The organism is Planococcus glaciei, assembly GCF_900099655.1.
Taxonomy (GTDB): Bacteria; Bacillota; Bacilli; order Bacillales_A; family Planococcaceae; genus Planococcus; species Planococcus glaciei.
Genome location: NZ_FNDC01000011.1, coordinates 40,667 through 65,064 on the forward strand (window position 1 = coordinate 40,667; position 24,398 = coordinate 65,064).

Sequence of the window (24,398 nt, forward strand, 5' to 3'; positions counted from 1 at the left end):
ATCAAAAGGATTATAACGCTCTGCGAAGGATTTGTTCATTTACATACCCTATCTAAATGAACAGAATAACCGTCTTTAAGGTACTATTAAACGAAGAATTAAAGGGAGAAGAATAAAAAAACACTTTGAATTGGCTAAAGGAGAAATTTTCAGGTTTACGTGAGTACTAAATAACGGTTACTGTTTGAAAAAAACGTGAGTGGGTGGAAGATGGGAATCAGAAGCAAAGTTAAAGATTTTATAGACAGCCAGTACAGATTGCCGAAAGGACTAATAGGAGCTTACATTGGTGAAAAAATGGTAGCACAGCATAAACCGGAAACGTTGTGGACGATTGAATTGTTGGGCATACAACCGGGAGAAAAGGTTCTGGGGCTGGGATGTGGTTCCGGTTATGCGATAAAACTCATATTAGAAACAAATAAGGAGATTGAAGTAGTAGGAGTGGATTTGTCTCCAGTGATGATTCGTTCAGCGGCCATTCGAAATAAGAAAGCAGTACAGAAAGAAAAAGCGAAATTGCGGCTAGGAAATGTGAAAAGTCTGGATTTCAAAGATAAACAATACGAAAAGCTATATAGCATCCATACCCTCTATTTTTGGGAGGATTTATCTGCCGCCGTAAAAGAAATTTTTAGGGTTTTAAAACCTGGCGGAGCTTGCGTCTTAACGCTTTCCAACGGCAAGGACAACGAAGAGTGGGATGAAATCAATCGCATGATCGAACATCAATTAATGCCCCTTATGAAGGAAACGGGATTTGCCGGAACAGAGTTGCTTAAAGGACCCAATTCAAGGGGATTCCATACGGCAGCAGTAACCGGCAAAAAGAAACTTTAGCCCCTCACTGGGGTTAGGTTCTTAATCGCCGCTTTCTGTCTTATCATTTGCCAACTCTTCTATAAAATCGTATGCAATTGCTTCCGTTTCTGCTTTGTAGAAAAACCCCTGGTATTTTACCGTGTCGCTTGAATGGATGGCCAGATCTTCCATTACCTCTCCTTCATTATCTAAAAAGATCGTTCTGTAACTAAATTCCTTCACTCCGATTGAAGGGACTCCTTTTTGAAAAGTGATGTTGTTCAAATTGTCGACAAGGTACCGGATGTCGCTTTCTTCCGTGATTTCTATTAATTTTATCGAATTTCCATTCAAAATTTCTATTTCAGCTATTTGGGCGGATTCTAAATCTAAAATTTTATTGGGTAGATAAGTCCATGCAAAAAGCAGGAGTAATAAAAGTGGAACCGCGATGAAAAGGCGTTCCATCCACCTTATTGTCTTCATAGTAGATGCCTCCTTACAGCATAGTGGCCTTTACAGATTTGTTTAGTATAATCAAGCAATCCGAAAGCATTGGCAATGATTGCACGGCTCCCCTTATACATAGCTTTCAAAGTTGGCCAAAGTAGTTCCAATGCGCGGCGAAAAGCATGGTACAGTTGTGAATCGCTGGATCGGCCCATCCCATTCATCTTTACGGATTTCTGCGTAGTTTCCCTGGGTATACGAAGAAATGACTTGGCGCCAAAATCTTTGTGCAGGAAGGTTGGTCTCCAACTCCGCAACTTCCCAGTTTCCAGGATATAAATCGAACAAGTAGCATGCTGCTCGTTTCCCGATGCCTTCTTTGCGGTATTTTTTAAGGATAAAGAATTCATTGATTTTGAAGTAGGATGAACGATGCAACCCCTCCAAAGCAATCTCTCTCACTAAGGCAAAACCCGCAAGTTTTCCGTCAGCTTTTATAAAAAATGGAAAGTGCCCCGGAACTGTCCAATAATAGTCCAGATACTTGTATCCATAAACCCCGTCTTCGTTTACATCTTCAGATTCAAATTCCGAAAAATCGTATTGATATAACTCCAGCAAGCTTTGCATAGCATCTCTTTGGGCCAACGTGGCCTGTATGATTTCAATTTTCATCATTCATCCTCCGTTCGTTCTGGTTAGCAGGTTTTTATATTTATGAAAAACCGTTCCAATCCTTTAACTTAAAACGACTTTACCGGAAACAAATGAAATCTAGATGAAAATTGAGTTGGAAAAATTTTTCTGATAAGAAAAATTACCGATTGAATGCCGTTTGCATTGATTTATAGTGAAAGTAAGGCTGGTGATTTAACTAGCAAATCAAAAATATAATAGGGTTTGAAATAAAGAAGGATTGCTAAAGAAGAAGCTTTTCTTAATCAGAGGAGGCAGGGTGAGGGCACCACAAGGACTGCTTGAATACCGGACAACCCAGGTAAAAGTAGCGGCTATCTTTGTTCAGGCAATTTGCAGGGTTAACTCATGGATTTAAAGTTAATATTTAGGGAATAATTTGAGAAATTGAATGAAAGATTTAGGAAGGAGGAGTTTTTTGTTTTCTAAAGTGAAATTCATTGCTTCAACAGCTATTTTGACTGGGCTTGTTCTTTTTCTTGCAAAAGTTGATGAAACCTTCAATATATACAATGCACCATTCATATTAATTATCGCGGGCTTGATTTTGTTGATAATTTCATCGCTGGCTACTAATAAAGAAAAAAGCTTGTTATGTAGAATTGGCTTGCATAGATTCGAGCAAGTGGGGCGAGATAACGAAGCGGCATTGTTTGTCTACAGGTGCAAACGATGTGGACAGGAAAAGAGCGTAATAAAAGCATTTTAATCGGATGGATTTTATTTGAGAACAAATTTTAAAAGCTATGTATTTCTTTTTAATTCCAATGCTACACAGCAATTAAGTTCTGTTCATTTACTTGTAATGACGAGTTTTCTAAAGAAAATATAGCGGCAGCCGAAACCGTACCCCAAGGTTATATGATGGGACTTTTCTGCCTTCAAGAGCCATCCCATAAAAATTGAAACTTATTAGAAGAGATGACAGAAAGATGAACTTAGAACATGAATTTTGCTTAGTACCTAAAACAGTGAATTATTTTGAACGGATAATGAGCGGGGAAAAAGATTCTGATACGATTGGCTCCGTAGCCATTCCAGACGACTTGATTCAATACATTATGGATTCGTTGAACTGGATTCCAAGTAAGAATCCAGCCAAATCGATGACAAGAGAAGAAAAAGGAATAAATTATCATGGAATCACCCTTTTTGATCAAACATCGGCAGCTGTTATGAAAAATGTTTTTGCCGCTTGGCACACTTTGTTTACAAATTCTCCTGAAAAACTGGAGCTGACGGGAGAATTTTTGGTTTCTTCCCGAAAAAATATATTGGGTGAATATGAACGTTTAGTTTTCAACAGGAATGACGTTCTTGATTTACTCGAAAGATTACTTTCTATGATTGACAGATTGGAAGAAGAGAACCTCTTTCTTTATCATTTGGGAATATGAATTAGAGTGTAACTTATTGGTATTTATTTCTCATTCATTATTTAACTTAAAAACTAGTCAGGAGAGATAAATTTGCACCCGACATTCCTAGGAGTCATCCTTTTTTCTTTATTGATTTCTTCTCTAATAAGTTATGTATTGGCAAAAACAACAGCAAACAAATGGACAAGAATTTTGGCAGTTTTTTGCATAAATGCACTTATCCTTTCGATAGCTTCAGCTTATCTTTACAAAATGGATGTTCAAACTTTTCATAAACAGACAGAAGGTTTGTTTGAATCATTAGGCATTGGGACCCTGCTATTTTTCATTCCAATAAATACGTTTGTAAATCTTCTTATTATGGAGTTCTTTATAAATAAAAGAAATCATTTAGCTGATGGGCGCTCAAACTGAAAGTTACATTGCAGTTAAATTCGAAGAGCAACAAGAAATTTTGAGATAGACTGTTGCATTCGATAGCCTACTCATCGGATTTTGATATAGGGGAAGAGAGGGAGATCAAGTTCTTCTCTTCCTCTTTTAGCTTCCAAGAAAATGTTCATCAAAATATTTCTTTCGAATAATAATGAAACTATTTCTGGAAATCCTGCGTCTATGGGGTGTTCAGGAAAGGGCGGTGCGTTCTGTGTCGAGGGACTTTGCAGAAAAAAGGTTAAATGAAGAACAACTAAAGCAAGTGATGAATTTGTACGGAGAATACTTGATCCGTTTAGCTTTTTTATATGTAAAGGACTGGGCAGTAGCTGAAGACATCGTACAGGAAGTTTTTATCGCTTATTATCGGAAATCGAATCAATTTGAAGAACGTTCCTCCCTTAAAACCTATCTTTCTAAAATCGCCATCAACAAATGCCACGATCATCTCAGGAGCTGGAAAAACAAACGTTCCTACTTAACAGAGGCGATGGGCCAGTTGGTTTCCCGGGCTCAAACCCCTGAAGAAGCATTTGATCAGCATTCGGCACAAGCTGTTCTAATGAGGAACGTATTGGAGCTGCCAATCAAGTATCGGGAAGTTGTCCTGCTCTACTATTACCAGGAGTTCACCACTAAAGAAATCAGCCGCCTGTTGAGTTGTTCGGAAAATACCGTGAAAACGCGGTTGAGAAGAGCAAAGGTTCTGTTGAAGGACAAGATAGATTCACAAGAATGGGAGGGGCTGCTTGATGAACAAATTTAAGCGGGATATGGATAAGTTTATCGGAGAAAGTCCCCACTTCAATGAAGCTTCGAAAGAGAAAATCTTATTGAGAATAAATGAAGAGAACAGACCGAGAAAATTAATTGGGAGAGGGTTCAACACTTTGAAAATTGCCGCTATTTTTACCGTTCTTTTAGCGGTTGTCGGATCTTTTCTTGTTGCTGCCCTTACCGAAAACGGAGAAGAGCTGCAGACTTCTCTCTCTCAACAACTGACAATGCCGGTTAAAAACTTTTCAGCTGTAAGCGAAAACTGGAAAGTAACCTATAGCCAAACGGAAGTCGAAGATGGCGTACGGTCAGCGTTTTTGACCGTCGAATATGCAGGGGAAGGATCGAAGCCGCAAGAAGCCTCTTATCAGTTTTTCTATAAAAAGGATCAAGAGTCGTTTGGAGGTTCTGTTACATTAAATGAAGATAGCAGTTACGCCAATGTTGATTTTGGGACGTGCACGACCTGCATCCTTTATACGGATCAGGATGAAATCCCAGGAACAATCGAGTGGGCAGGCCAACAGGAAAACCTGGTGCTGAAAAAAACCGATGAATCCAAATGGCAGGAAAGCCCTTTGTTTGAATCAGGGCCTTATACTATGATTGGCGAAGTGGGTAGAGCCGGTTTTATTTACGATGGCAGTGAAGTGTCTCGCTTCTATGAAAATAAAACACAAAAGTACATGTGGCATTTCTGGGGAAGCCAAGCAGAATTGACTGGTACGTTTAAAGTGCTCGGCGTCCATGAGAACAGCCCTGAAGAAATTGTGGTGGTTCCGGAAACAGAAACACGCCCTAGCCCGAATAACGGTGCGGACCACCACATCCCCACAATGATGGAATTGCCTGAAAAGGGCATGTGGAAGTTAACAGCGGTTTTCAATGATAAAGTCATCGGCACGGTATATGTAGAAGTGCATGAGAAGTAATTTAGAGAGCAATGACATCCGCATGAATGCTATAAAATTAAATGAATAAACACAATATATTAGTAACAATCGAAAGACAGGAAATTCGCTTATGAATTTCTTGTCTTTTTAGTTTGTTAAAGTTCGCTTATAAAAGAGGAGCCCTTTATTCATCGCATCCTTTGGAAACTTTTGTAAATCTATATCGTTATTAAAGAGTAGATAAATTTTCGTTCCATTGAATTTGATTTTAAAAGAAGGTCTCGACTAAACCTTAAATCTTTAAATAAATCTTCCTTAAAAATAAAAAGAGAATGGAGGCGTAATGATGTGGTTCATATTCGGACTTTTTGCAATAGCAGCCACTTGTTTAAATCTTTATCTGTATGCAATAGGCAAAGATTATAAATTGGCAATGGCAATTGGATTAGCATTTACCGCCCTAACAGTCGTTTCAGATTACAGTATGGTGTCCAATTGGGTAAAGGCGGAAGATTGGTCTGCTTTGATGGACGTAGTGCCTATCATGGCAGCAGCGTTATGGGTTTTGACCATCATATCGATTTTGCTAAATATAGCTCCTGTACTTTTAGAGAGAATAAGTAAAAAGTAATTCCGCCATTGAGTACAAACCATGATAATGAGGATGATAAAAAGGCTTAAACCAATCAGTTATTGGAAATTGCAGTTTTCTGGTGATTTTTCACGGAGGAATGGCAAATGGAGAGTGGATGCTTTCGTATGAAGTGGAACTTGGGAGCGTCACGCTGCAGATGAAGAGGGTACTATCCCACCCTATGACATGCTGACATCGGAAGAATGAAATTGTATCACTGCAATTTAATGATGCTGGACCTATGATGTTATTAAAAGAAAAAGTAATGGGGCCAGTATACAAGGTGAAATATTTATCCCCTGTTCTTAGTTACATAACAAATGCTAAATCGAAATCCAATCAAACTGATAAGGAGTTGCATTATGGCAAATTTAATGTTGGCATTCTTCCTTGTAGTTTTAATATCCCTGAATGTTCTTTTCTTCAGCTTGTCTAAAAAAGAAAAACTAGGTTTGATGGTTTCAGGTTTGATTTTAGTAATGCTTTCCCCTTTAGTAAACTTTACAATGAGCGCTTTGCTTCTTTTCTTTTATGACTGGAGTTCAGGAGGAACTGGGGAAGGAGCGGGTTACGGAGGAGCAATCTTAGCACTATTAACATTTGTTAATGGCCTGCTCCTTTTATTGATTGGATTCAATAGATGGCTTTTTGCAGTTATTAAAAAGAATTGAAACAGTAAATTTATTTAGGGATAAATTGTTTAGTGAAATTTCATATATTCATATATCATCACTTGTATTAAGGCAAGAAACGGCAAATATGCCTTATTTGGCTGACACGAATGCAGAAGTTCACCGGATTTACGTCAGCCTATTTTTGTTTTCATGCTTTCGTTAAAATTGTCTAAGCTAACTTCTGAAGCACACCAGTACAATAAGACTTATAATGAAATTAAGTATTCGATACATCACTTAAAGTACATATAAAAAATGCTTACTAAAGGAGCTGTCTAAATTGGTTGAAAAAAGAGAGACAGAAATAAAACGCTCTTCAAAAGCAGAAGATATTCTACTTCAGATCAATAGTAAAACGAAGCTGGGCGATTTGCGGAAAAACGCGAAAGACATTAAAAAAGACCACGAACTCGCTATGGAACTTTGGTCAACCGGAGAGTTTTTACCCAGGTTACTGGCTATCTTAATTATGGACAAAAAACTGCTTTCACAAGATGTTCTTAATCAGCTTGATCAAGATATGCAGACGCACACTATTGAGGAGCGAAATAACTTGATGGATTGGTTAATGGCTAATCAGCTCATGAAAGATAAGAAAAACATTGCCTTGATGGAGTCCTGGAGGAATAGTCCTTCTGCTCTCCAAAGGCGAGCTTTCTGGTATTATCAAGGGCGATTGAGATGGACTGGCCAAACGCCGCCTGACAACACCGCAGACTTGCTCGCTGCAATAGAAGCGGATATTGCGCAGGAAGAACCGGAAGTTCAATGGGCGATGAATTTCACCGCGGGCTGGATAGGCATTTATGATGAAAAGTATCGTGCACGCTGTATGAAAATTGGGGAGAAAACGGGTCTTTACAAAGATGAAATGGTATCCAAAGGATGTACGCCAAACTATTTGCCGGAGTTCATTTCAATCGAAGTTAATAAACGAAGCAATAATTAGTTGCCTTTAAAAAGTTTAGAACAAAGGAAAATTATACTTTTCCTCATACCATCTCTTTGATGTAAAAGAATAAAGGATATGAAAAATGGAAACTTGTAGAACAACAAGTTTCCATTTATATTGAATTCAATCAGTTTAAAGGATAGCGGCTTTTTGTTGCAAGAAAGCTTCGGTTGATGTTACTTCGGCGTACATGCCTTGAAGTGCACCGACAAACGCATAATGGACCTGTTCCGCTGAAACGACTTTGTCCTGGTAAGTCAACTCGCGAGTCGCACAGGCATCTTCGATCAAGGTTGTTTCGTAGCCCAAATCTACAGCGGCACGCACGGTTGCGTCGATGCACATATGTGTCATCATGCCCGCCACTACAAGCTTCGTTATTCCTTTTTCTTTTAATTGGCTTTCCAAATCGGTTTGCAAAAAGCTGTTCGCGAAATGCTTGATGATGATGCTTTCGTGTTCCATAGGCTGAACCGCTTCATGTATTTCAGCGCCTTCTGTATCCGGAAGAAAGAAGCCCATTGCGGGATCGCTTGCTACGTGCTGAACATGGAAAATGTTTTCTTTCTGATTTTTTCTGAACCAGTCAAGAACTTTCGCTGCATTGGCAGCTGCTCCTTCAGGATTGCTTAATTCCATCTTGCCGTTTGGAAAATAGTCTTTTTGAATATCGACAATAATCAAAGCTGTACTCATTTTTCCACCTCATTTATAATTTTTCCTACACGTTCATGATATACAGCTTCCACATAATTAGCGATAGGCTGATGAAGCGTTTTTGCATCATATCATTTCACCATGAAAGGAATCAACTATGGAACTAAACAATATTGATTTTCAGATCCTTCGCCTGCTGTCGGAGAATTCCCGTATCCAATGGAAAGACTTAGGCGAACAAATCCACATGACGGGTCAGGCAGTAGGCAATCGCATTAAGAAACTGGAAGACAGCGGCGTCATTAAAGCGTATTCGCTGATTGTCGATGAGATGAAGCTGGGGTTTTCATATACGGCATTTGTCATCATTTATATGAAAACAACGAATCACGAGCAGTTCACCGATTTTCTTGGGGAGCGGCAAGAAGTAATGGAAGCGCACCGGGTGTCGGGAGAAGGCTGTTATCATTTGAAAATAAAAGTGGCTTCCCAAGATCAGTTAAACCTGCTCTTGAATGCGATTCTAAATTACGGAAATTATACTTTGTACCTTTCCATAAAAGAAATTAAACAACGGCGTTCGTTCATTGACACCGTATGACTCACAGATTTTTATACAAAATAAAGGATTTTACCAATCCTAGCTTCGATTAAATAAAGAAAAAGGCTGGAATTCTTGATAAAACAAGAATTTCAGCCTTTTTCTTTTTCAGGACCTCTTCAATATTTGTATTGTTCAGTTGCTGGCGGTGTCGAGAAGTTTGAGGAGGAGGTATGTTTTCATTTCGCTTGATTGAATTCTCCCCATTTGCACATCTCTTGAATAATTGGCCAGAGGGTTTTCCCTTTCTGCGTGAGGCTGTATTCAACCTTTGGAGGAATCTGCGGGTATTCCTCGCGATGAACTAGCCCATCACTTTCCATTTCCTTCAATGTTGAACTAAGCGTCCGATAAGTGATTTTGCCAATCATGCGCTGAAGTTCGTTATAGCGCACGGCATTGTTGTTCGATAGACAGTAAATAATCAGCAGTTTCCATTTTCCATTGATGATGGAAAGTGTATAGCCAAAGAAGGTTTCCTGGTTGTCAGCTACATTAATTTTGGATGTTTTCATGTTCACACTATCCTTTCTGATAGTATATGCGAAAAAAGTGCATACTTGTTTGCGGATTTGTACTCACTATATAATACATTTAACTTCGAGTAAAGAGTTGCAGCATTTTTAATCGCGAAATTTCAAGCAGGTTACATCTTGCGAGTTCTTTAACATTCAACGGCGCCGAAAAAGGAATTAAATCGAAGTTCTAACTAAACCGTGGAACCCTGTAAGGAGGATAAGAAATGAGTTGATGCAATACCACTTAGCTTCTATAGACACATTACTGAAAAATGGAAGAAGCTGATGCCATGGCGGCAGAAGCATCGACGCCTAATACCAAGCCGTCAACCGGAACAAAAAAGACTATTACAACTTAGAAATGAGGATTTATCAAAATGATGAAATTCAAAAAAATGTCTGTCCTGACTATGACAATGCTCCTGGCTAGCAGCCTATTAACAGCTTGTGGAACCCCTCAGAACACCCAGTCGGATGTTGAAGGCAAGGGTTCTCAGCAACAAGAGCAGGAAATGACTGTCCAGCAAATACGAAATGCTACTGTGACAGTGGAATACAGCGGACAGAAGTTCCTGATTGACCCTATGTTTTCCAAAAAGGGTGAATTTGAATCTTTTGGTCCTGCCGAGCGAAATGATCGAAATCCAATCGTTGAATTGCCGATGCCCGTTGATGAGATTCTTGATGGTGTAGATGCGGTCATCGTAACCCATACACATGAGGATCATTTTGATCAAGCAGCAATTGAACAGCTGCCTAAAGACATGAAGCTGTTTATGCAAGATGAAGCAGATGCTGAATTAGCCAAAAAATCAGGATTCACGAATATCGAAATCATGGAAGAAGGAGTGGATACAAACTTTAATGGTGTTGAAATTACGGAAGTGGATGGCCGTCACGGGTATGGAGAAATGGCAAAGGCAATGGGGAATGTGATGGGAATCATCTTCCAACATCCAGATGAAAAAACTTTGTATTTAGCGGGTGACACTGTCTGGTATGAAAAAGTGCAAGAGAACATCGATGCTTATAAACCCGAAGTTATTATTCTTAATGGCGGCCAAAACCAATTTCTAGAAGGCGGCCCCCTTATTATGGGCAAAGAAGACGTCTATGAAGTATACAAGGCTGCACCGGAAGCTGCCGTCATTGTTAGCCATATGGAAGCAGTAAACCATTGGGGATTGTCTAGAGAAGAATTAAAGAAATTCATCAACGAAAAAGGAATTGAGTCTAATGTATTTGTGCCGGATGATGGAGAATCCTACTTGTATTAACAGGAAAAATGGAGTAAAGGAGCCTTTTAGACAACAAGGTGAAGACAGCCACAGTGGCAACATAGTGATGCAAACAAAAAATTTAGAGGTGAAAAGATGAAGAAATTTGATGTATCCGTGTTATCCGTTGCTCCATTAAGACAAGGAGAAACCATGAAACAAGGAATTGATTCTGCGGTATCGTTAGCGAAAGCGGTCGACAAGATGGACTATAAACGAATTTGGTTTGCTGAACACCATAACCACGATGCCTATGCCAGTGCTGCTACCGTATCAATCGTGCAGCACATATTGGCCAATACAGAAAACATTCGGGTAGGTTCGGGAGGCATCATGTTGCCGAACCATTCTCCGGTAGTCGTAGCAGAACAATTTGGAACCCTTGAAACCTTGTATCCAGACCGGGTAGATTTAGCGTTGGGCCGGGCGCCGGGAACGGATCAAAAAACTGCTGACGTGATTCGGCGTTCGAATCATAATGGCGTGTTTTTCTTTGAACGGGAAGTCCGGGATATCTTGCGTTATTTGGGGGATGAAGAAGGCCAAGGAGAGGTGCGTGCTTTTCCTGGCCTCGGGACCCATGTTCCGGTCCTGATTTTAGGCTCCTCAACGGGTTCGGCTAAAATTGCTGCGAATCTAGGTCTGCCTTATGCATTTGGAGCACAATTTTCTCCCGAAGTTATGGAGGAAGCGCTCGCGATTTACCGGGAAAATTTCCGGCCGTCTGCTTATTTACAAGAGCCTTATGTGATTGCTGCCATCAATGTGATTGCAGCAGATTCAATGGAAGAGGCAGCTTTTATTGCCGCCAGTCATTTGCAGGTGTATATCGATATTTATACAAATAACTTAAGCCAGCTTATCCCGCCGACCAAGGACTTTCTTGAGTCGTTGTCTCAAGATGAATTGGAAATACTTCACCACCGGCTTGGATATACGATCATGGGCGATGAAGAAACGATCCGCAGCGAAGTGATCAACTTCCAACAGGCCTACCAGGTGGATGAAATCATAGCCATATCCAATATCTATGAACTTGAAAAGGAAATTCGTTCCTATGAAATTTTCAAGCAGGTTAGCGAAGCCTTATTTGAATAGAAGGCAATATTCCGAGACGTTATCTTTATAGAAGTGTTTACTCGAATAATTGCAATGTAATGGAGGAAGATCGCTGCTGAATCAGCACAGATCTTCCTCTCTTTGGTTTTCCAAAACTAAATTCTTTCATTTCACCTTTATTCTGAAATGCTTGATTTTTGCCGCTGCAAAAAATAGCATTTTTATTAGGACATGCAGAAGTCAAAGTAGGAGTGGTAAAGTAAGTTCAACAAGATGAAAGAGGTGAACCGAACTATGGACGGATGTGTATGGCCGCAAAACAGTGAACTTATGCAAGCCTATCACGATGAGGAATGGTGCAGACCCACTAGGGACGACCGATATATTTTCGAGATGTTAACGTTGGAGGGGGCCCAAGCCGGTTTATCTTGGAGTATTGTTTTAGCAAAGCGCAATGCTTATCAAACTGCTTTTCATCAGTTTGACATCACATTTTGCGCCGGATTGAATGATACAGATTTAGAAGAGATAAAAGAGAATTATCAAGTCATCAAGCATTTTTCAAAGCTTCAATCGATTCGCACCAATGCGCAGGCAGTCTTAAAGATTCAAAAAGAATACGGGAGTTTTGCTGACTTCTTATGGAGTTTTGTCGATCATAAACCGATTGTGAATAGTTGGGAGACTGATGCGCAGATGCCTGGGCAATCTCCTTTATCTCTCCTGGTCAGTAAAGATCTTAAGAAGAGAGGCTTTAAATTTGTAGGACCGGTTACCACTTATTCCTTTCTGCAGGCCATCGGTATCGTGGATGATCATATGAAAACCTGTAAGTTTCATACTTCAAATAGATAGACGGAAAAATTGGTACGGAACTTAAACTAACAACCGACAGATCAGCAGCAAAGGAATTAGAGGATTCTCAAACCATGAACCAATAGAGCAATCGGATTCTAATAATCAAATTATACTTTGTTTTTTAGCCTCAGCTCTTATCTGCACAGAAAGACGTCAGAAATTAAATTAATCAATATTCAGTAAAGGGCATCCTGCAAAGCAGTTGATGTCTTTTTTGCTCGTATAATAATTTCTGGTGATAGTTTGACTGTATTGTCGAATAGCTTCCTAGTCGGGTGAGGTTTACCATTATTCGGTTTCATCGCCTTTTGTCTGTCTATTCATCATGTTGAAAGAATTCTCTCAAGTGGGAAAAACATAGTAGCAGCAATTTATTTTTTAGAAATTCTCTCAACACCTTTACATACTATAGGGGGGTATAGTATATTGTTCTTGTAAAGTTGTTAGAGTATCTGAAAGCACCTAGATGGTCCATAACAGAGTTTGTCAGGGTAAAGAAGTTGGCAAAAATTTTTGCACCCTCATATACCCCTTACATGTATATCGTAGTTTAATTTTCTTGCTGCTTTGAAAATTTGCTGAAAGGAATATAGAAACAACTATTGTTTCGGCCAAATAAACAAATATTATACATGGTGGATACCAACTCGATCGACAGCAATCACGTGAAAACCAAAATAGGTCACTGAAAGTGAACTTTCTGTAGACTAACTGGAAACTAGAAGGAGATGTACTTATGGCTACACAAACACAAACGATTCAACAACCAGATCCAAAACGCTGGAAAGCATTAGCTCTTTTGTGCTTTGCAAACTTTCTTGTGATGATGGACTCGGCGATCGTCCAAATTGCTTTGCCTTCCATTAAAGAGACACTCGGGTATAGCCAGGAAAGCCTGCAATGGGTGATGAGTGCCTTTCTTCTTTTCTTTGGCGGATTCCTGCTGCTTGGCGGCCGCTTAGCGGATTTATTCGGCAACCGGCGCATTTTTAATCTAGGCGTTATTATTTTAATCATATCTTCGTTATTTGCTGGTCTTGCTTGGAGTGAAACAAGCCTGAACGTAGCACGAGGCGCCCAAGGATTGGCCTCTGCTTTCATCGCACCAGCGGCATTGTCGTTAATCATGCTGCTGTTTTCTGCCAACCCGAAAGAGATGGGAAAAGCCCTGGCTTTCTGGGGACTTTCCGGGGCTGCCGGCGGCGCACTGGGCATCGTGCTCGGCGGTGTGATTACAGAAGTGTTCGGATGGCGCTGGACGCTACTGATTTATGTACCGCTCAGTTTCATCGTGCTAATCTTGTCACCCAAGCTTTTGCAAAAGAGCGTACGTAGAGCAGCCGGCCGCGTCGATTATCTTGGAGCGGTGTTAGTGACTGTTTCGCTTATGCTGATTGTTTATGGAATCGTCATGGCGGAACAAAGCGGCTGGCAGTCGTTCAACACCTTATCGTCTTTGTCAGTCGGCGGCGTCCTATTCCTTGTTTTCCTGTTGGTTCAAGCCAAGAAAAAAGAGCCGTTGGTGCCGTTAAGTATTTTCAAGTCGCCTAACCTGACCATCGGGAATATTTCTGTATTCCTGATTGCGGCATCGTGGTTCCCATTGATCTATATTTTGGTGCTGTACTTGCAGCAAGTCTTGCAGCTTTCACCGCTCGGCGGAGCGATGGCCTTATTGCCGATGCCGATCTTGATGGCCATCTTCATGATTGCGGTAGCGGAAAAACTGATGGCCAAATTGGGCATCAAGAAAACAATGATTGTTGGGTTTATCATTCTCGGAATCGGGTCCATCCTGTTTTCTCAAACAGCAACAATCGAAGGGGATTACTGGACGAACGTCTTACTCGCGTCGCTATTGGCAGCACTGGGCAACGCCTTAGCATATCTGCCGGCAACCACAGCATCTGTGGCAGCAGTTGAATCGGAAAGATCGGGGCTGGCATCTGGTCTGTACAACACGTTTTATCAGATTGGGTCTGCTATCGGATTGGCCGCCATGGTAGCGATTGCCGGCGTGGCGACCGCTTCAAGCGGTTCCGCTGATCCAATCGAGGCATTGAATGCAGGGTTTCAGCAAGCATTCTTCTGGTCTGGAATCGTAGCATTTGCCGGTGCAATCCTGTCGTTTATATTTGTACGTAGACCTGAGTTCGCACAAATTCCTGCAGAGGAATAGGTAGTAAAAAATTACTTTAAAAAATATGTAAATGGATTAGTATACGAATCAGTTGCTTTGACATACAAAAAAAATTTAAGTAAGATACGGGTAGAGGGTATATGTATACGGGAAGATAATAATGAAAGAAACGATGAAACCAACAGTCCAACTAGATCAACTTTGAGAGAAAAAATCTGAGGAGGAATACGGATGAACAAAACATTGAAAGTAAAAGGGGTGTCTTGTGGACATTGTGTAAATGCGGTTGAATCGAGCGTGGGCCAACTTCATGGCGTCTTATCGGTAAAAGCGGACCTTGATAAATGGGAAGTAGCAGTTGCATTTGACAATAATAGAACGTCATTAACTGAAATTCAGGAAACAATTGAAGAACAAGGATATGAAGTTGTATAAGAGTGCTAATTAGCACTCTTTGTTTTTAAAATAATTATACCCACAGGGCGTATAGAGTGGAGGCGTACTTAATGGCTAAAAATGAAAAAGACCATACCCATCATCAGCACGAACAGGTAGATCATAGTAAGCTGGATCACTCCAAACATGTTGGGCATGCCTATCATGAAGCACAAGTGGAAGAAGGCGTTCATGGCCACAGCAATCCATCACAGAACCATGATCATCCTACTCATTCCGATCACAGCGGGCATAATCATGGACATGATCATCATGGGAACTTCAAAGAAATTTTCCTGAAGTCGCTGCCAGTGGGCATCGTTATTCTGTTATTGTCACCGATGATGGATTTTCGGCTTCCATTTCAATTCACTTTCACTTACTCGGATATTGTAGTCGCTGTATTAGCAACGATTTTATTGGTTTATGGCGGGAGACCCTTCTTTCAGGGTGCAGTAAGCGAATTCAAGCAGAAAGCCCCAGGCATGATGGCCCTTATCTCTTTAGGGCTATCCGTTTCCTATCTGTATAGTATTTATGCAGTGCTGGCCCGCTATGTAACCGGCCAACACATTATGGATTTCTTCTTTGAATTTTCCTCATTGCTCTTGATCATGCTCCTGGGCCACTGGATTGAAATGAAAGCTGTCGGCGAAGCAGGAGACGCACAAAAATCACTCGCTGAATTGGTGCCGAAAGATGCACATGTGGTTTTGGTAGACGATTCGATCGAGACACGCCCAGTCGCCGAGTTGAAAGTGGGAGATCTTGTGCGAGTGCAGGCTGGAGAAAACGTTCCTGCGGATGGCATCATCAAGCGAGGAGCCTCTCGCATCAATGAGGCATTGCTGACAGGAGAATCCAAACCCGTTGAAAAAGGGGCCGGAGATAAGGTGATCGGCGGTTCCACGAACGGTGAAGGCATCTTGTATCTTGAAGTGCAGGAAACGGGTGACCAGTCGTTCATTTCTCAAGTCCAAACCTTGATTGGCCAAGCTCAAAATCAGCCTTCGAGAGCTGAAAACTTGGCCCATAAAGTAGCCGGCTGGCTATTCTATATCGCCATTGCGGCAGCCGTCATCGCGTTTGGAGTTTGGCTGTATATAGCGGATTTCCAAACTGCCATTCTCTTTACGGTCACGACGCTGGTTATCGCTTGTCCGCATGCTCTCGGCCTTGCCATTCCTTTAGTGATTGCACGAAGCACCAGCCTGGGTGCAAGCCGCGGGTTATTAGTGAAAGACCGTGAAGCATTGGAATTGGCAAATAAGGCCGATGTGATGATCCTGGATAAAACCGGTACGTTGACTACCGGGGAATTCAAAGTATTGAACATGGAAACGCTGGTTAGCCAATATAACAAAGCTGATATCACAGCCTTTATGGCAGGGATTGAAGGCGGATCAAGTCACCCGATCGCCCAATCGATTGTTCATTACGCTGAGGAGCAAGGGATTCAGCCTGTCCGCTTCGATAAGATAGATATCGTGCCCGGTGCAGGTGTGGAAGGGAACGCCAATGGACGCAACTACAAAGTGATCAGCCAAAAGGCGCTCGGAAAAGCCGTTGCGGTGGATGTTCCAAAAGGAGCCACATTAAGCATACTGGTTGAAGATGGGAAACCGATTGGTACGGTCGCATTAGGTGATGAATTAAAGGAAACGAGTAAAACGCTGATCCGGGCATTGAAGCAGAACGGTATTCAACCGATTATGGCTACTGGCGACAATGAAACGGCCGCCCAGGGCGTGGCGGAGGAACTGGGCATTGAATACAAAGCCAATCAATCCCCGCAGGATAAATACAATTTGGTCGAATCTCTGAAAAGCAAAGGGCAAACCGTGATCATGGTCGGCGATGGCGTCAACGATGCTCCATCTCTTGCGATGGCAGACGTTGGTGTCGCAGTCGGAGCCGGCACTCAAGTCGCTATCGATTCCGCAGATGTGATTTTGACGCAGTCGGATCCAGGAGACATCGAATCATTTATCGAATTGGCCAATAAAACAACCGGTAAAATGAAACAAAACCTCGTTTGGGGAGCCGGCTATAACTTTATTGCCATTCCTATAGCTGCCGGCGTTTTAGCTTCCATTGGGATTACGTTAGCGCCTGCAGCAGGAGCGGTCCTGATGTCCGTCTCAACTGTCATTGTGGCGATCAATGCGATGGCCTTAAAACTTAAGAATTAGGTCGGTTTAATAGCCTGCTAGAGAAAAGGTGCCTCCAAAAAGTTGATTTATGATAACTTTGGAGGCACCTTTTTTTATTGGCTGCAGTCAAAAATGGGTTTAAAGATATTATTTTCAACGCTTCAATACTTCAGTTTTAATTCAAATGCATTGACATATCGAATTAAATCGATATAAGATGCATACATGGACAATTTAAATGCATTAGATATTTTCAAAGCTTTATCAAACGAAACCCGTCTGAATATTTTAAAGTGGCTGCGGGAACCAGAGAAGAATTTTCCAGCGCAGCAAGCGCATTTGCCAAAGGAGGTAAGCATTGAAGGCGGCGTTTGCGTAGGAGATATTCAAGAAAAGGTGAACCTTTCTCAGTCAACCGTTTCCCATTACTTGTCGCTCATGCAGAAAGCAGGTTTGCTTGAAGCGGTGCGTTACGGGCAGTGGACATATTACCGACGGAACGAAGTGACATTGGCGAAAATCGCACAGTTCATCAACGAAGAAATTTAAGGCAGTAGCATGCCTTTTTTTACTTGTTACATCGAGATTTTTAGATATATCTATATTCGTAAAGACATGCTTGGAGTAGGAATGAAAGAATTCATTCATATGTACAAGGAAATTAAGAATTAGGAGTGAATTTTTTCATGACCAAAGTTTTAGAAAAAGGTTTGTTAACAACAAAACAGAAAGTATTGGCTTTTACACTGACGCTTTTAACGTTTGTCATGGGGACGAGTGAATTTGTAATTGTCGGCCTGTTGACCGAAGTTTCGTCCGATTTGAACATCAGTTTAGCCGTCGCGGGTACCTTGGTATCGGGCTTTGCCATCGCTTACGCAATTGGAACGCCCGTCCTGACAGCGTATGTCAGCCGATTTCCCAAATATCCATTAATGCTATCGTTGATTTCTTTATTCATTGTCGGGAATATTATCAGCGCATTGTCCGGCTCTTATGAACTGTTGATTTTTTCAAGAGTCATTACGGCGGTTGTCAGCGGTGTTTTGGTAGCTCTGTCGATGAGCATCGCCAGCGATATCATGCCGGAAAGTAAGAGAGGCTCCATCATCGCATTGATTTTTGCCGGGTTCACAATCTCCAATGTCATTGGCGTGCCTTTAGGGACACTCATTGGCCAGCTCGGCAACTGGCAATTGACTTTCTGGTTCACTACGTTTTTAGGCATAGTCAGTTTGGTCTTGAGCATTTTTATCCTGCCGAGAAAACTGAAAGTGCAAAAAGCGTCAGCGAAAGAACAGCTGGGGTTGCTGACAAACCCGCGGATGATTCTGGCTTTCTTTATCCCGACATTTTCAATTGCGGGAACCTATACTATCTACACATACATCACACCGATCTTAGAAGAAGGATTGGGAATTTCTACAAGCTATGTGAGTATGATCTTACTGGCCTACGGAGCATTTTCAATCTTGAGTAATGTATTGGCAGGAAAAATCGCCAGCCACAACGGTGTAAGCAAGCTGCGCTATGTGTTTATTGTCCAAGCTGTTATATTAGGTTCCTTATATTTTACAATGGAATCCACTATTGCTGGTTTAGTCAGTTTAATGTTGATGGCAGTGATGATTTATGCCATGAACGCGACAATACAATTGTATTTGATGAACTTGGCGACTGTATATTTTCCAGCAGCTAAAGATTTTGCTTCTTCCCTAACGCCAGTAGCCGTTAATATTGGGATTGCATTAGGTGCAACACTGGGAGGATATGTAGTAGCAAATGGCGGTTACGTCCACCTCTCCTGGGCTGGCGGCGCTTGCGCGCTGATCGCTTCTGGCCTGGCATATGCCAGCTACCGTATGGACCGAAAACAAGTTTTATCAAGTTCGAAAGCGTATGAGGGAGCTGATTACTAAAAAATATTGAACACCTTGCAAAAAGCAGGGTGTTTTTTTATTATCAGTATTGAATCATATTTGAATGGATTAGATGAATCAAGATATTTAGTAAATCTGCAAAAAAACAACAGATGATCAGATTCTGATATCCGGTAAGAAGGAATTAAACGTAGATGCCTTGAATTTTAAAACATCCAGAAGCCTTATGATGGTCGAAGCAGAAAAAAACGGGGAACTGTCCGATTAGGGAAAAGAATACGAATTTGTTTTATTTCGATTCATTAAGCCTAGCTCCACTCAATAGCTGAAAACTCAATAGAAATTGAACTTATGTTAAAGCGTATGGTTATCCAATGAAAAATTTTGAGAATGGGGTGGGGTTATGAAATTTCTGCTTACATCTGCAGGCGTGACGAACAAAAGTATCCATACTGCACTGATTGAATTGTTAGGAAAGCCGATAGCGGAATCCAACGCCTTGTGCATTCCGACAGCGATGTATGGCCATCCTTGGGTCGGGCCTGGCATCAATGCATGGGAGTTTATCAGCGGGAAGTCTGAAAACCCCATGGTTGATTTAGGTTGGAGATCTGTCGGTGTGCTGGAACTCACAGCACTTCCAAGCATTGGCAAAGATCGCTGGGTACCACTAGTCCAGGAGACGGACGTTCTGCTGGTGGCGGGCGGCGATGCCCTGTATCTGGCTTATTGGATGAAGCAATCAGGGTTGGCAGAACTTTTGCCGTCGCTAAACGCAGTTTATGTAGGAATGAGTGCAGGCAGCATGGTTCTGGCTCCTCAAATTGGAGAAGACTTCGTAGGATGGATTCCGCCAATCGAGAGTGATGAAGTGCTGAACTTGGTTGACTTTGCGGTGTTTCCGCATTTGGAGAATGAAACGCTGCCTGAAAACACCTTGGCTGCCGCAGAGCGATGGGCCGCAGGCTTGAAAGGAACGGCATATGCGATTGATGATCAAACCGCCATCAAAGTGGTCGACGGATCAGTTGAAGTTGTAAGTGAAGGGCGATGGAAGTTATTTCGGTAATGATTATGCGGATGATCTAATATCGGAGTAATGGAAGCAGAATTTAAGTGAACTAGCGCGTGATATTAACTTAAGAATTATGAAACGCTTAAAATTCTTCTGACATGGAGGGGGGGTGGTGATTTTAGAAATTTATGCATGCCGCCGACACTACTTTACTGAATTAGGGCACCCGAAAATTAAGTTCTTAAACTTAATTTTCGGGTGCCTTTTTAAAATGGATGTTATGAAATAAATGCTTGGCATTGTTTAAACCAAAATTCTTAAACAGGCGAGTTCCTGATTAAGAATTGGCTTTTGCATGGTCTTTTGTTCGGACTACTAAAACATCGCATCGGCTTTCGCGGACGATGTGTTCTGAGACACTGCCAATGATAAACCGTTGAATGGCATTCAAGCCGGTGGCTCCGCAAATGATAAGATCCGCATTTACTTGTTTGGTTATTTCTCCGGCTATTAAATATTTTGGAGAACCAACGGCCAGGATGACGTTAACATCCGGGATGTCCGTTTGTTCCGCTTCTTTTTTGTATTTGGCTAATAGCTCTTTTCCAAGCTTGAAAGCATGTTCTTCTAGAGAAGGGTCATAGACTTCGACTCCGGTGAATGGCCGGCTTTCCACTACATGGACAATATTCAATTTCGCGTTGTTGCGCCGTGCAATTTCAATTGACTTTTTGAATGCCCATTCTGCTTCACGGGAACCATCAACTGCTAGCAAAAGATGTTGGTATTCCAATGCCATATCCATCCCCCCGATTTTTCGATTATTGATTTAATTCTCCAGCACCCCGATAAGTCCTGCTGAAATCGGTTAAATCTGCCCGTCCGCTTCGGAGATTAACCCAAACCAGCATCTTTAAAAGAACGTTAGGAAAACCATCAATCCGGCTAAATTAAAGGTTTTGAAACGCATGGCCGACAGTAAATTCCTTACTTGCGTGTCCTAAACTCATCTTGAAGCAATAGACAATCCCTGGTGATATAATAAATTGAATATATAGATAAATAGGGAGGGATTGCAGTGTCTCTTTTAGAAACTTTAAGAGCAAACGCCGGAATAGGGAATGCCAAAATCGGACTTCATATCTTAAACGCCAAAGTGAGACAAGGAGATATGGTTTCAGGGCAAGTGTATGTAATTGGAGGCGAAGCGGAGCAAAAAATAGATGAAGTAACAATTTCAGTCATGACAACTGTTTCGGTGAACGATGGCGAACGGAAAGTTATGCAAGACGCAGAAATCCAGAACTGCAGCCTGACAAATTCCTTTCGGATTTTGCCGAAAGAAGAAAAAACGATGCCGTTTTCACTAAAGCTGTCTCCTGAAACCCCTCTGACTATCCATAAAGTGGATGTTAGGCTGAAAACAGCGTTAAAAACGGAGAGGGAGAAAGAGGAAATCGATGAGCATGACATCCATGTCGTGGGAACTGAAGCGGCAGAAAAGATTTTGACTGCTCTGCATGAATTGGATTTTCCGCTAAAAAAGGCAGCGAATATCAGAAGCAATCTGACCCATAGCGGCGTTGTTCAGGAACTTGAGTTTTACCCCAGCCACAAATTCGAGCGGCATTTCACTGTCCTGCAATTGGCTCTCATTTCGGATAGTGTAGGAACCACGGCCTATATCAAGCTAGTTCGTGAAGGGAAAAACCAGAAACATTTACTTGGCCATAAAACGAAGGGAACTGAATCGAAAACACTGCTTCATTACCGTTATGGCAATGTGCCTGATAAGAAAGAGATCTATCAACAACTCCTTCATCTTCTGGCAAGCAAATCGTAAATAAGTAGTTCAATATATGAAATACAAGCAAATAACTTGCTAGAAGCTCCGGGAAAAGCTGCCGAGTCAACCAACAGAAAAACCTCCTTTTTCAAGGAGGTCAGTTTGTTTTAGCGGCATGAATTCTTTTGTGCAGAGCTTCAGCTGCTTCATCGACAGTCGTATAGTATTCAATGTGCTGATTTTCACTGGAAGTCACTTCAAGGATGAACGTGTCTTTAAGGCATTTTACGGTCAGTGTCTCTTCCGCCCCAATCGAGAAGGAATGGCTGATGGTCGAAGTATTAAAATTGCATGAAATCTGCAAAAGATTCTTGATGTGTTCCAACTTCATGATAATCGCGCTCTTTCCTTCTTTGACATAGGTCGTCCATTATTTTTAATACGCTCAAGCCTGTCTATAAAGGTTTTACCCGATTTCTTATTTCTTAATCGAAAAAACCCCTGAATTGTCAGGAGCTTTTGCTCATATCGTAAGAACTTAAAAATGAAATGATGTATTGTGCTGTTTCCTCAGTCGAATCGTTTTGGACAATTTCTTGGGTAAACGAATGAGTAATCTCAAATGTAGTCGTATTTGGCAAACAGCGGACAGACAAGCTTTGACCGTCTTCCGCGGTAAAGACCTGATTGATCTTCACCGTATTGTATTCACACATTGTTTCTAAAAAAACTTTTACGCTATCGTATTTCATAGAGAGTGTCTCCTTTCCTGCTATGGAAAGTGACTAAGAAAAGTCTGAAAGAATCCATTAGTGCTAGAGAATAAGTATAGCACGGGAAAATGGGAAATCCTACCGAACGCCCTTATGGCCTGTAGCGCACTGGATTTAACTTTTAATAATCTCAAATAGGGAGCGCCGGCTATAATGGTTGTGTGTTTCCAAAGCTTTTTCATTTCTATAGTATTCGCGGCGTTTCGCCAAAAGAAGGTGGTTCATGATGGCAATTAAAACCGATCAGTCCGTTCAAACTTATATCGACTCACCGGAAAAACTGAAAAAATTATACCGCCGGGTCATTTTTATCGCCAGCCTGTCCCAGATTTTTGGCGGGGCCGGATTGGCAGCAGGAATTACGGTAGGGGCTTTATTGGCGCAGCAAATGCTCGGTACGGCTGCTTATGCCGGAATGCCGATCGCCTTGTTTACACTGGGGTCAGCTGCTGCAGCTGTTCTTGTCGGTCGGCTTTCTCAACGCTATGGCCGACGCCGCGGCTTAACCACAGGTTTTATGCTCGGAGGAATTGGCGGGCTGGGGGTGGTGCTTGCTGCAATCCTAAATAGCCTTCCACTATTAGTAATATCGATGCTCATTTACGGGGCTGGAACGGCGACTAACCTGCAAACACGTTATGCTGGAACAGATTTGGCCGCTAAGAACCAGCGGGCGAAAGCGATCAGCATCATCATGGTATCCGCTGCATTCGGAGCGTTTGCCGGTCCGAATCTGGTCGGGATAATGGGCGAGTTTGCTTTATCAATTGGAATTCCGGCACTTTCGGGACCGTTTCTGTTATCGGGGACAGCGTTTCTGTTGGCGGGGCTGGTGATTTTCCTGTGGCTTCGCCCGGATCCGTTTTTAATTGCCAAAGCAATAGAGGATTACCGCAAAGAGCATAAACAACAAAACGTTTCAGAGGATACGCCTCAAGCCTACAGCAAAAAAGGGGTGGCAGCCGGGGCTGCTATTATGGTACTGACACAGATGATCATGATTGCGATTATGACGATGACACCTGTACATATGGGGCATTTCGGCCATGATCTTGGAGACGTCGGACTGGTGATCGGCATCCATATCGGAGCCATGTATCTGCCTTCGTTGTTTACAGGCATCTTAGTCGATAAATTCGGAGCCACTGCCATGTCTGTGGCAGCAGGTGCCACACTCACAATAGCCAGTGTTTTAGCGGCATTAGCGCCGGGAGAATCTTTGATCTCGATTATTTTGGCACTGGCTTTGCTTGGCATTGGCTGGAACATCGGGTTGATCAGCGGAACGACGAAAGTGGTCGATTCTACGGTTTCAGATAACCGAGCCAAAATCCAAGGGAACGTGGATGTCTTGATCGCTTTATCGGGAGCTTCTGGAGGGGTATTATCGGGCATGATAGTGGCTGGATGGAGCTATACTGTCTTGTCTTTGAGCGGGGGAGTGCTGGCGCTGATTTTAATTCCCATCATGCTTTGGACAAGCCGCAGCAAAAGTTCATCGCGTGCGGCTTAAGCAATAGAAAAAGACATTCATGGCAAGTGGATTAATCACTTA

28 protein-coding genes are annotated in these 24,398 nt (G+C 41.9%); 21 read left to right on the forward strand and 7 right to left on the reverse strand.

Going from position 1 to position 24,398, the window contains the following annotated elements; genetic code table 11:
• Positions 1–210 precede the first annotated feature (210 nt).
• Positions 211–840 (forward strand): class I SAM-dependent methyltransferase, encoded by a 630-nt coding sequence (locus tag BLQ32_RS13375; RefSeq protein WP_083335336.1) that lies wholly within the window; start codon positions 211–213, stop codon positions 838–840.
• Positions 841–861: 21 nt separating this feature from the next.
• On the opposite strand, the gene BLQ32_RS13380 is transcribed toward BLQ32_RS13375, so the two are convergent.
• On the reverse strand, positions 862–1,287 hold the full coding sequence (locus BLQ32_RS13380) for a hypothetical protein (RefSeq protein WP_139150549.1): 426 nt from the start codon (positions 1,285–1,287) through the stop codon (positions 862–864).
• A 93-nt stretch (positions 1,288–1,380) separates the two neighbouring features.
• A complete protein-coding gene (locus BLQ32_RS13385; RefSeq protein ID WP_342342127.1) occupies positions 1,381–1,926 on the reverse strand; it encodes a GNAT family N-acetyltransferase in 546 nt (181 codons plus the stop codon).
• 439 nt (positions 1,927–2,365) lie between these two features.
• Here BLQ32_RS13385 and BLQ32_RS13390 point away from each other — a divergent pair, with 439 nt between their 5' ends.
• The 8 genes from BLQ32_RS13390 to BLQ32_RS13425 all read left to right on the forward strand — a co-directional run bounded on the left by BLQ32_RS13390 (position 2,366) and on the right by BLQ32_RS13425 (position 7,688).
• Positions 2,366–2,656 carry a hypothetical protein gene (locus BLQ32_RS13390; protein WP_074510701.1) on the forward strand — a complete coding sequence of 97 codons (291 nt, stop codon included), beginning with the start codon at positions 2,366–2,368 and terminating at the stop codon, positions 2,654–2,656.
• Positions 2,657–2,879: 223 nt separating this feature from the next.
• The gene (locus tag BLQ32_RS13395; protein WP_053168259.1) at positions 2,880–3,344 is read left to right on the forward strand and encodes a hypothetical protein; all 465 of its coding nucleotides are present in this window, start codon (positions 2,880–2,882) and stop codon (positions 3,342–3,344) included.
• Positions 3,345–3,416: 72 nt separating this feature from the next.
• A complete protein-coding gene (locus BLQ32_RS13400) occupies positions 3,417–3,740 on the forward strand; it encodes a hypothetical protein (RefSeq protein WP_074510702.1) in 324 nt (107 codons plus the stop codon).
• A gap of 232 nt (positions 3,741–3,972) precedes the next feature.
• Entirely contained in the window at positions 3,973–4,527 is a 555-nt protein-coding gene (locus BLQ32_RS13405; protein ID WP_244890364.1) for a sigma-70 family RNA polymerase sigma factor, read from the forward strand.
• Positions 4,514–5,470: a hypothetical protein gene (locus BLQ32_RS20045; RefSeq protein WP_235783867.1), complete on the forward strand. Its 957-nt coding sequence runs from the start codon at positions 4,514–4,516 to the stop codon at positions 5,468–5,470. Before BLQ32_RS13405 ends, BLQ32_RS20045 begins: the two co-directional genes overlap by 14 nt.
• A gap of 307 nt (positions 5,471–5,777) precedes the next feature.
• Positions 5,778–6,062 (forward strand): hypothetical protein, encoded by a 285-nt coding sequence (locus BLQ32_RS13415; protein ID WP_074510703.1) that lies wholly within the window; start codon positions 5,778–5,780, stop codon positions 6,060–6,062.
• Positions 6,063–6,427: 365 nt separating this feature from the next.
• Positions 6,428–6,736, forward strand: a complete 309-nt coding sequence (locus tag BLQ32_RS13420) for an inner-membrane translocator (protein ID WP_074510704.1) — start codon at positions 6,428–6,430, stop codon at positions 6,734–6,736.
• A 283-nt stretch (positions 6,737–7,019) separates the two neighbouring features.
• A complete protein-coding gene (locus BLQ32_RS13425; protein ID WP_074510705.1) occupies positions 7,020–7,688 on the forward strand; it encodes a DNA alkylation repair protein in 669 nt (222 codons plus the stop codon).
• 135 nt (positions 7,689–7,823) lie between these two features.
• Here the strand turns inward: BLQ32_RS13425 and BLQ32_RS13430 are convergent, their stop codons facing one another.
• Positions 7,824–8,387, reverse strand: a complete 564-nt coding sequence (locus BLQ32_RS13430) for a cysteine hydrolase family protein (RefSeq protein ID WP_074510706.1) — start codon at positions 8,385–8,387, stop codon at positions 7,824–7,826.
• Positions 8,388–8,505: 118 nt separating this feature from the next.
• Here BLQ32_RS13430 and BLQ32_RS13435 point away from each other — a divergent pair, with 118 nt between their 5' ends.
• Complete coding sequence (locus BLQ32_RS13435) at positions 8,506–8,949, forward strand: Lrp/AsnC family transcriptional regulator (protein WP_074510707.1); 444 nt, start codon at positions 8,506–8,508, stop codon at positions 8,947–8,949.
• A gap of 179 nt (positions 8,950–9,128) precedes the next feature.
• On the opposite strand, the gene BLQ32_RS13440 is transcribed toward BLQ32_RS13435, so the two are convergent.
• Positions 9,129–9,464: a winged helix-turn-helix transcriptional regulator gene (locus BLQ32_RS13440; protein ID WP_074510708.1), complete on the reverse strand. Its 336-nt coding sequence runs from the start codon at positions 9,462–9,464 to the stop codon at positions 9,129–9,131.
• A 515-nt stretch (positions 9,465–9,979) separates the two neighbouring features.
• Between BLQ32_RS13440 and BLQ32_RS13445 the strand changes: the two genes are divergently transcribed.
• From BLQ32_RS13445 to BLQ32_RS13485, 9 genes are all read left to right on the forward strand, one after another.
• A complete protein-coding gene (locus tag BLQ32_RS13445) occupies positions 9,980–10,744 on the forward strand; it encodes an MBL fold metallo-hydrolase (RefSeq protein ID WP_074510803.1) in 765 nt (254 codons plus the stop codon).
• A 96-nt stretch (positions 10,745–10,840) separates the two neighbouring features.
• The gene (locus BLQ32_RS13450) at positions 10,841–11,842 is read left to right on the forward strand and encodes an LLM class flavin-dependent oxidoreductase (protein ID WP_074510709.1); all 1,002 of its coding nucleotides are present in this window, start codon (positions 10,841–10,843) and stop codon (positions 11,840–11,842) included.
• Positions 11,843–12,097: 255 nt separating this feature from the next.
• Positions 12,098–12,658 carry a DNA-3-methyladenine glycosylase I gene (locus BLQ32_RS13455; RefSeq protein WP_074510710.1) on the forward strand — a complete coding sequence of 187 codons (561 nt, stop codon included), beginning with the start codon at positions 12,098–12,100 and terminating at the stop codon, positions 12,656–12,658.
• Between the two features lie 739 nt (positions 12,659–13,397).
• Positions 13,398–14,840: an MFS transporter gene (locus tag BLQ32_RS13460; RefSeq protein ID WP_074510711.1), complete on the forward strand. Its 1,443-nt coding sequence runs from the start codon at positions 13,398–13,400 to the stop codon at positions 14,838–14,840.
• 192 nt (positions 14,841–15,032) lie between these two features.
• Complete coding sequence (gene copZ, locus BLQ32_RS13465) at positions 15,033–15,236, forward strand: copper chaperone CopZ (RefSeq protein ID WP_074510712.1); 204 nt, start codon at positions 15,033–15,035, stop codon at positions 15,234–15,236.
• A gap of 71 nt (positions 15,237–15,307) precedes the next feature.
• The gene (locus BLQ32_RS13470; protein WP_074510713.1) at positions 15,308–17,428 is read left to right on the forward strand and encodes a heavy metal translocating P-type ATPase; all 2,121 of its coding nucleotides are present in this window, start codon (positions 15,308–15,310) and stop codon (positions 17,426–17,428) included.
• 186 nt (positions 17,429–17,614) lie between these two features.
• On the forward strand, positions 17,615–17,938 hold the full coding sequence (locus BLQ32_RS13475) for an ArsR/SmtB family transcription factor (protein WP_036808954.1): 324 nt from the start codon (positions 17,615–17,617) through the stop codon (positions 17,936–17,938).
• Between the two features lie 137 nt (positions 17,939–18,075).
• On the forward strand, positions 18,076–19,308 hold the full coding sequence (locus BLQ32_RS13480) for an MFS transporter (protein ID WP_074510714.1): 1,233 nt from the start codon (positions 18,076–18,078) through the stop codon (positions 19,306–19,308).
• Positions 19,309–19,672: 364 nt separating this feature from the next.
• Positions 19,673–20,338 carry a Type 1 glutamine amidotransferase-like domain-containing protein gene (locus BLQ32_RS13485; RefSeq protein ID WP_074510715.1) on the forward strand — a complete coding sequence of 222 codons (666 nt, stop codon included), beginning with the start codon at positions 19,673–19,675 and terminating at the stop codon, positions 20,336–20,338.
• A 283-nt stretch (positions 20,339–20,621) separates the two neighbouring features.
• Here the strand turns inward: BLQ32_RS13485 and BLQ32_RS13490 are convergent, their stop codons facing one another.
• Positions 20,622–21,083: a universal stress protein gene (locus BLQ32_RS13490; protein WP_074510716.1), complete on the reverse strand. Its 462-nt coding sequence runs from the start codon at positions 21,081–21,083 to the stop codon at positions 20,622–20,624.
• A gap of 279 nt (positions 21,084–21,362) precedes the next feature.
• On the opposite strand from BLQ32_RS13490, the gene BLQ32_RS13495 reads away from it, so the two are divergent.
• The gene (locus BLQ32_RS13495) at positions 21,363–22,127 is read left to right on the forward strand and encodes a sporulation protein (RefSeq protein WP_074510717.1); all 765 of its coding nucleotides are present in this window, start codon (positions 21,363–21,365) and stop codon (positions 22,125–22,127) included.
• A gap of 100 nt (positions 22,128–22,227) precedes the next feature.
• Here the strand turns inward: BLQ32_RS13495 and BLQ32_RS13500 are convergent, their stop codons facing one another.
• On the reverse strand, positions 22,228–22,461 hold the full coding sequence (locus BLQ32_RS13500; RefSeq protein WP_074510718.1) for a hypothetical protein: 234 nt from the start codon (positions 22,459–22,461) through the stop codon (positions 22,228–22,230).
• A gap of 118 nt (positions 22,462–22,579) precedes the next feature.
• Positions 22,580–22,822: a hypothetical protein gene (locus tag BLQ32_RS13505; RefSeq protein WP_036808936.1), complete on the reverse strand. Its 243-nt coding sequence runs from the start codon at positions 22,820–22,822 to the stop codon at positions 22,580–22,582.
• A 247-nt stretch (positions 22,823–23,069) separates the two neighbouring features.
• Here BLQ32_RS13505 and BLQ32_RS13510 point away from each other — a divergent pair, with 247 nt between their 5' ends.
• On the forward strand, positions 23,070–24,356 hold the full coding sequence (locus tag BLQ32_RS13510) for an MFS transporter (RefSeq protein WP_074510804.1): 1,287 nt from the start codon (positions 23,070–23,072) through the stop codon (positions 24,354–24,356).
• Positions 24,357–24,398: the final 42 nt, after the last annotated feature.

Coding starts and splice junctions, on each gene's coding strand:
- BLQ32_RS13375 (WP_083335336.1), top strand. CDS start 211: ATGGGAATCAGAAGCAAAGTTAAAGATTTTATAGACAGCCAGTACAGA.
- BLQ32_RS13380 (WP_139150549.1), bottom strand. CDS start 1,287: ATGAAGACAATAAGGTGGATGGAACGCCTTTTCATCGCGGTTCCACTT.
- BLQ32_RS13385 (WP_342342127.1), bottom strand. CDS start 1,926: ATGAAAATTGAAATCATACAGGCCACGTTGGCCCAAAGAGATGCTATG.
- BLQ32_RS13395 (WP_053168259.1), top strand. CDS start 2,880: ATGAACTTAGAACATGAATTTTGCTTAGTACCTAAAACAGTGAATTAT.
- BLQ32_RS20045 (WP_235783867.1), top strand. CDS start 4,514: ATGAACAAATTTAAGCGGGATATGGATAAGTTTATCGGAGAAAGTCCC.
- BLQ32_RS13415 (WP_074510703.1), top strand. CDS start 5,778: ATGTGGTTCATATTCGGACTTTTTGCAATAGCAGCCACTTGTTTAAAT.
- BLQ32_RS13420 (WP_074510704.1), top strand. CDS start 6,428: ATGGCAAATTTAATGTTGGCATTCTTCCTTGTAGTTTTAATATCCCTG.
- BLQ32_RS13430 (WP_074510706.1), bottom strand. CDS start 8,387: ATGAGTACAGCTTTGATTATTGTCGATATTCAAAAAGACTATTTTCCA.
- BLQ32_RS13435 (WP_074510707.1), top strand. CDS start 8,506: ATGGAACTAAACAATATTGATTTTCAGATCCTTCGCCTGCTGTCGGAG.
- BLQ32_RS13440 (WP_074510708.1), bottom strand. CDS start 9,464: ATGAAAACATCCAAAATTAATGTAGCTGACAACCAGGAAACCTTCTTT.
- BLQ32_RS13445 (WP_074510803.1), top strand. CDS start 9,980: ATGACTGTCCAGCAAATACGAAATGCTACTGTGACAGTGGAATACAGC.
- BLQ32_RS13450 (WP_074510709.1), top strand. CDS start 10,841: ATGAAGAAATTTGATGTATCCGTGTTATCCGTTGCTCCATTAAGACAA.
- BLQ32_RS13455 (WP_074510710.1), top strand. CDS start 12,098: ATGGACGGATGTGTATGGCCGCAAAACAGTGAACTTATGCAAGCCTAT.
- BLQ32_RS13460 (WP_074510711.1), top strand. CDS start 13,398: ATGGCTACACAAACACAAACGATTCAACAACCAGATCCAAAACGCTGG.
- copZ (WP_074510712.1), top strand. CDS start 15,033: ATGAACAAAACATTGAAAGTAAAAGGGGTGTCTTGTGGACATTGTGTA.
- BLQ32_RS13470 (WP_074510713.1), top strand. CDS start 15,308: ATGGCTAAAAATGAAAAAGACCATACCCATCATCAGCACGAACAGGTA.
- BLQ32_RS13475 (WP_036808954.1), top strand. CDS start 17,615: ATGGACAATTTAAATGCATTAGATATTTTCAAAGCTTTATCAAACGAA.
- BLQ32_RS13480 (WP_074510714.1), top strand. CDS start 18,076: ATGACCAAAGTTTTAGAAAAAGGTTTGTTAACAACAAAACAGAAAGTA.
- BLQ32_RS13485 (WP_074510715.1), top strand. CDS start 19,673: ATGAAATTTCTGCTTACATCTGCAGGCGTGACGAACAAAAGTATCCAT.
- BLQ32_RS13490 (WP_074510716.1), bottom strand. CDS start 21,083: ATGGCATTGGAATACCAACATCTTTTGCTAGCAGTTGATGGTTCCCGT.
- BLQ32_RS13500 (WP_074510718.1), bottom strand. CDS start 22,461: ATGAAGTTGGAACACATCAAGAATCTTTTGCAGATTTCATGCAATTTT.
- BLQ32_RS13505 (WP_036808936.1), bottom strand. CDS start 22,822: ATGAAATACGATAGCGTAAAAGTTTTTTTAGAAACAATGTGTGAATAC.
- BLQ32_RS13510 (WP_074510804.1), top strand. CDS start 23,070: ATGGCAATTAAAACCGATCAGTCCGTTCAAACTTATATCGACTCACCG.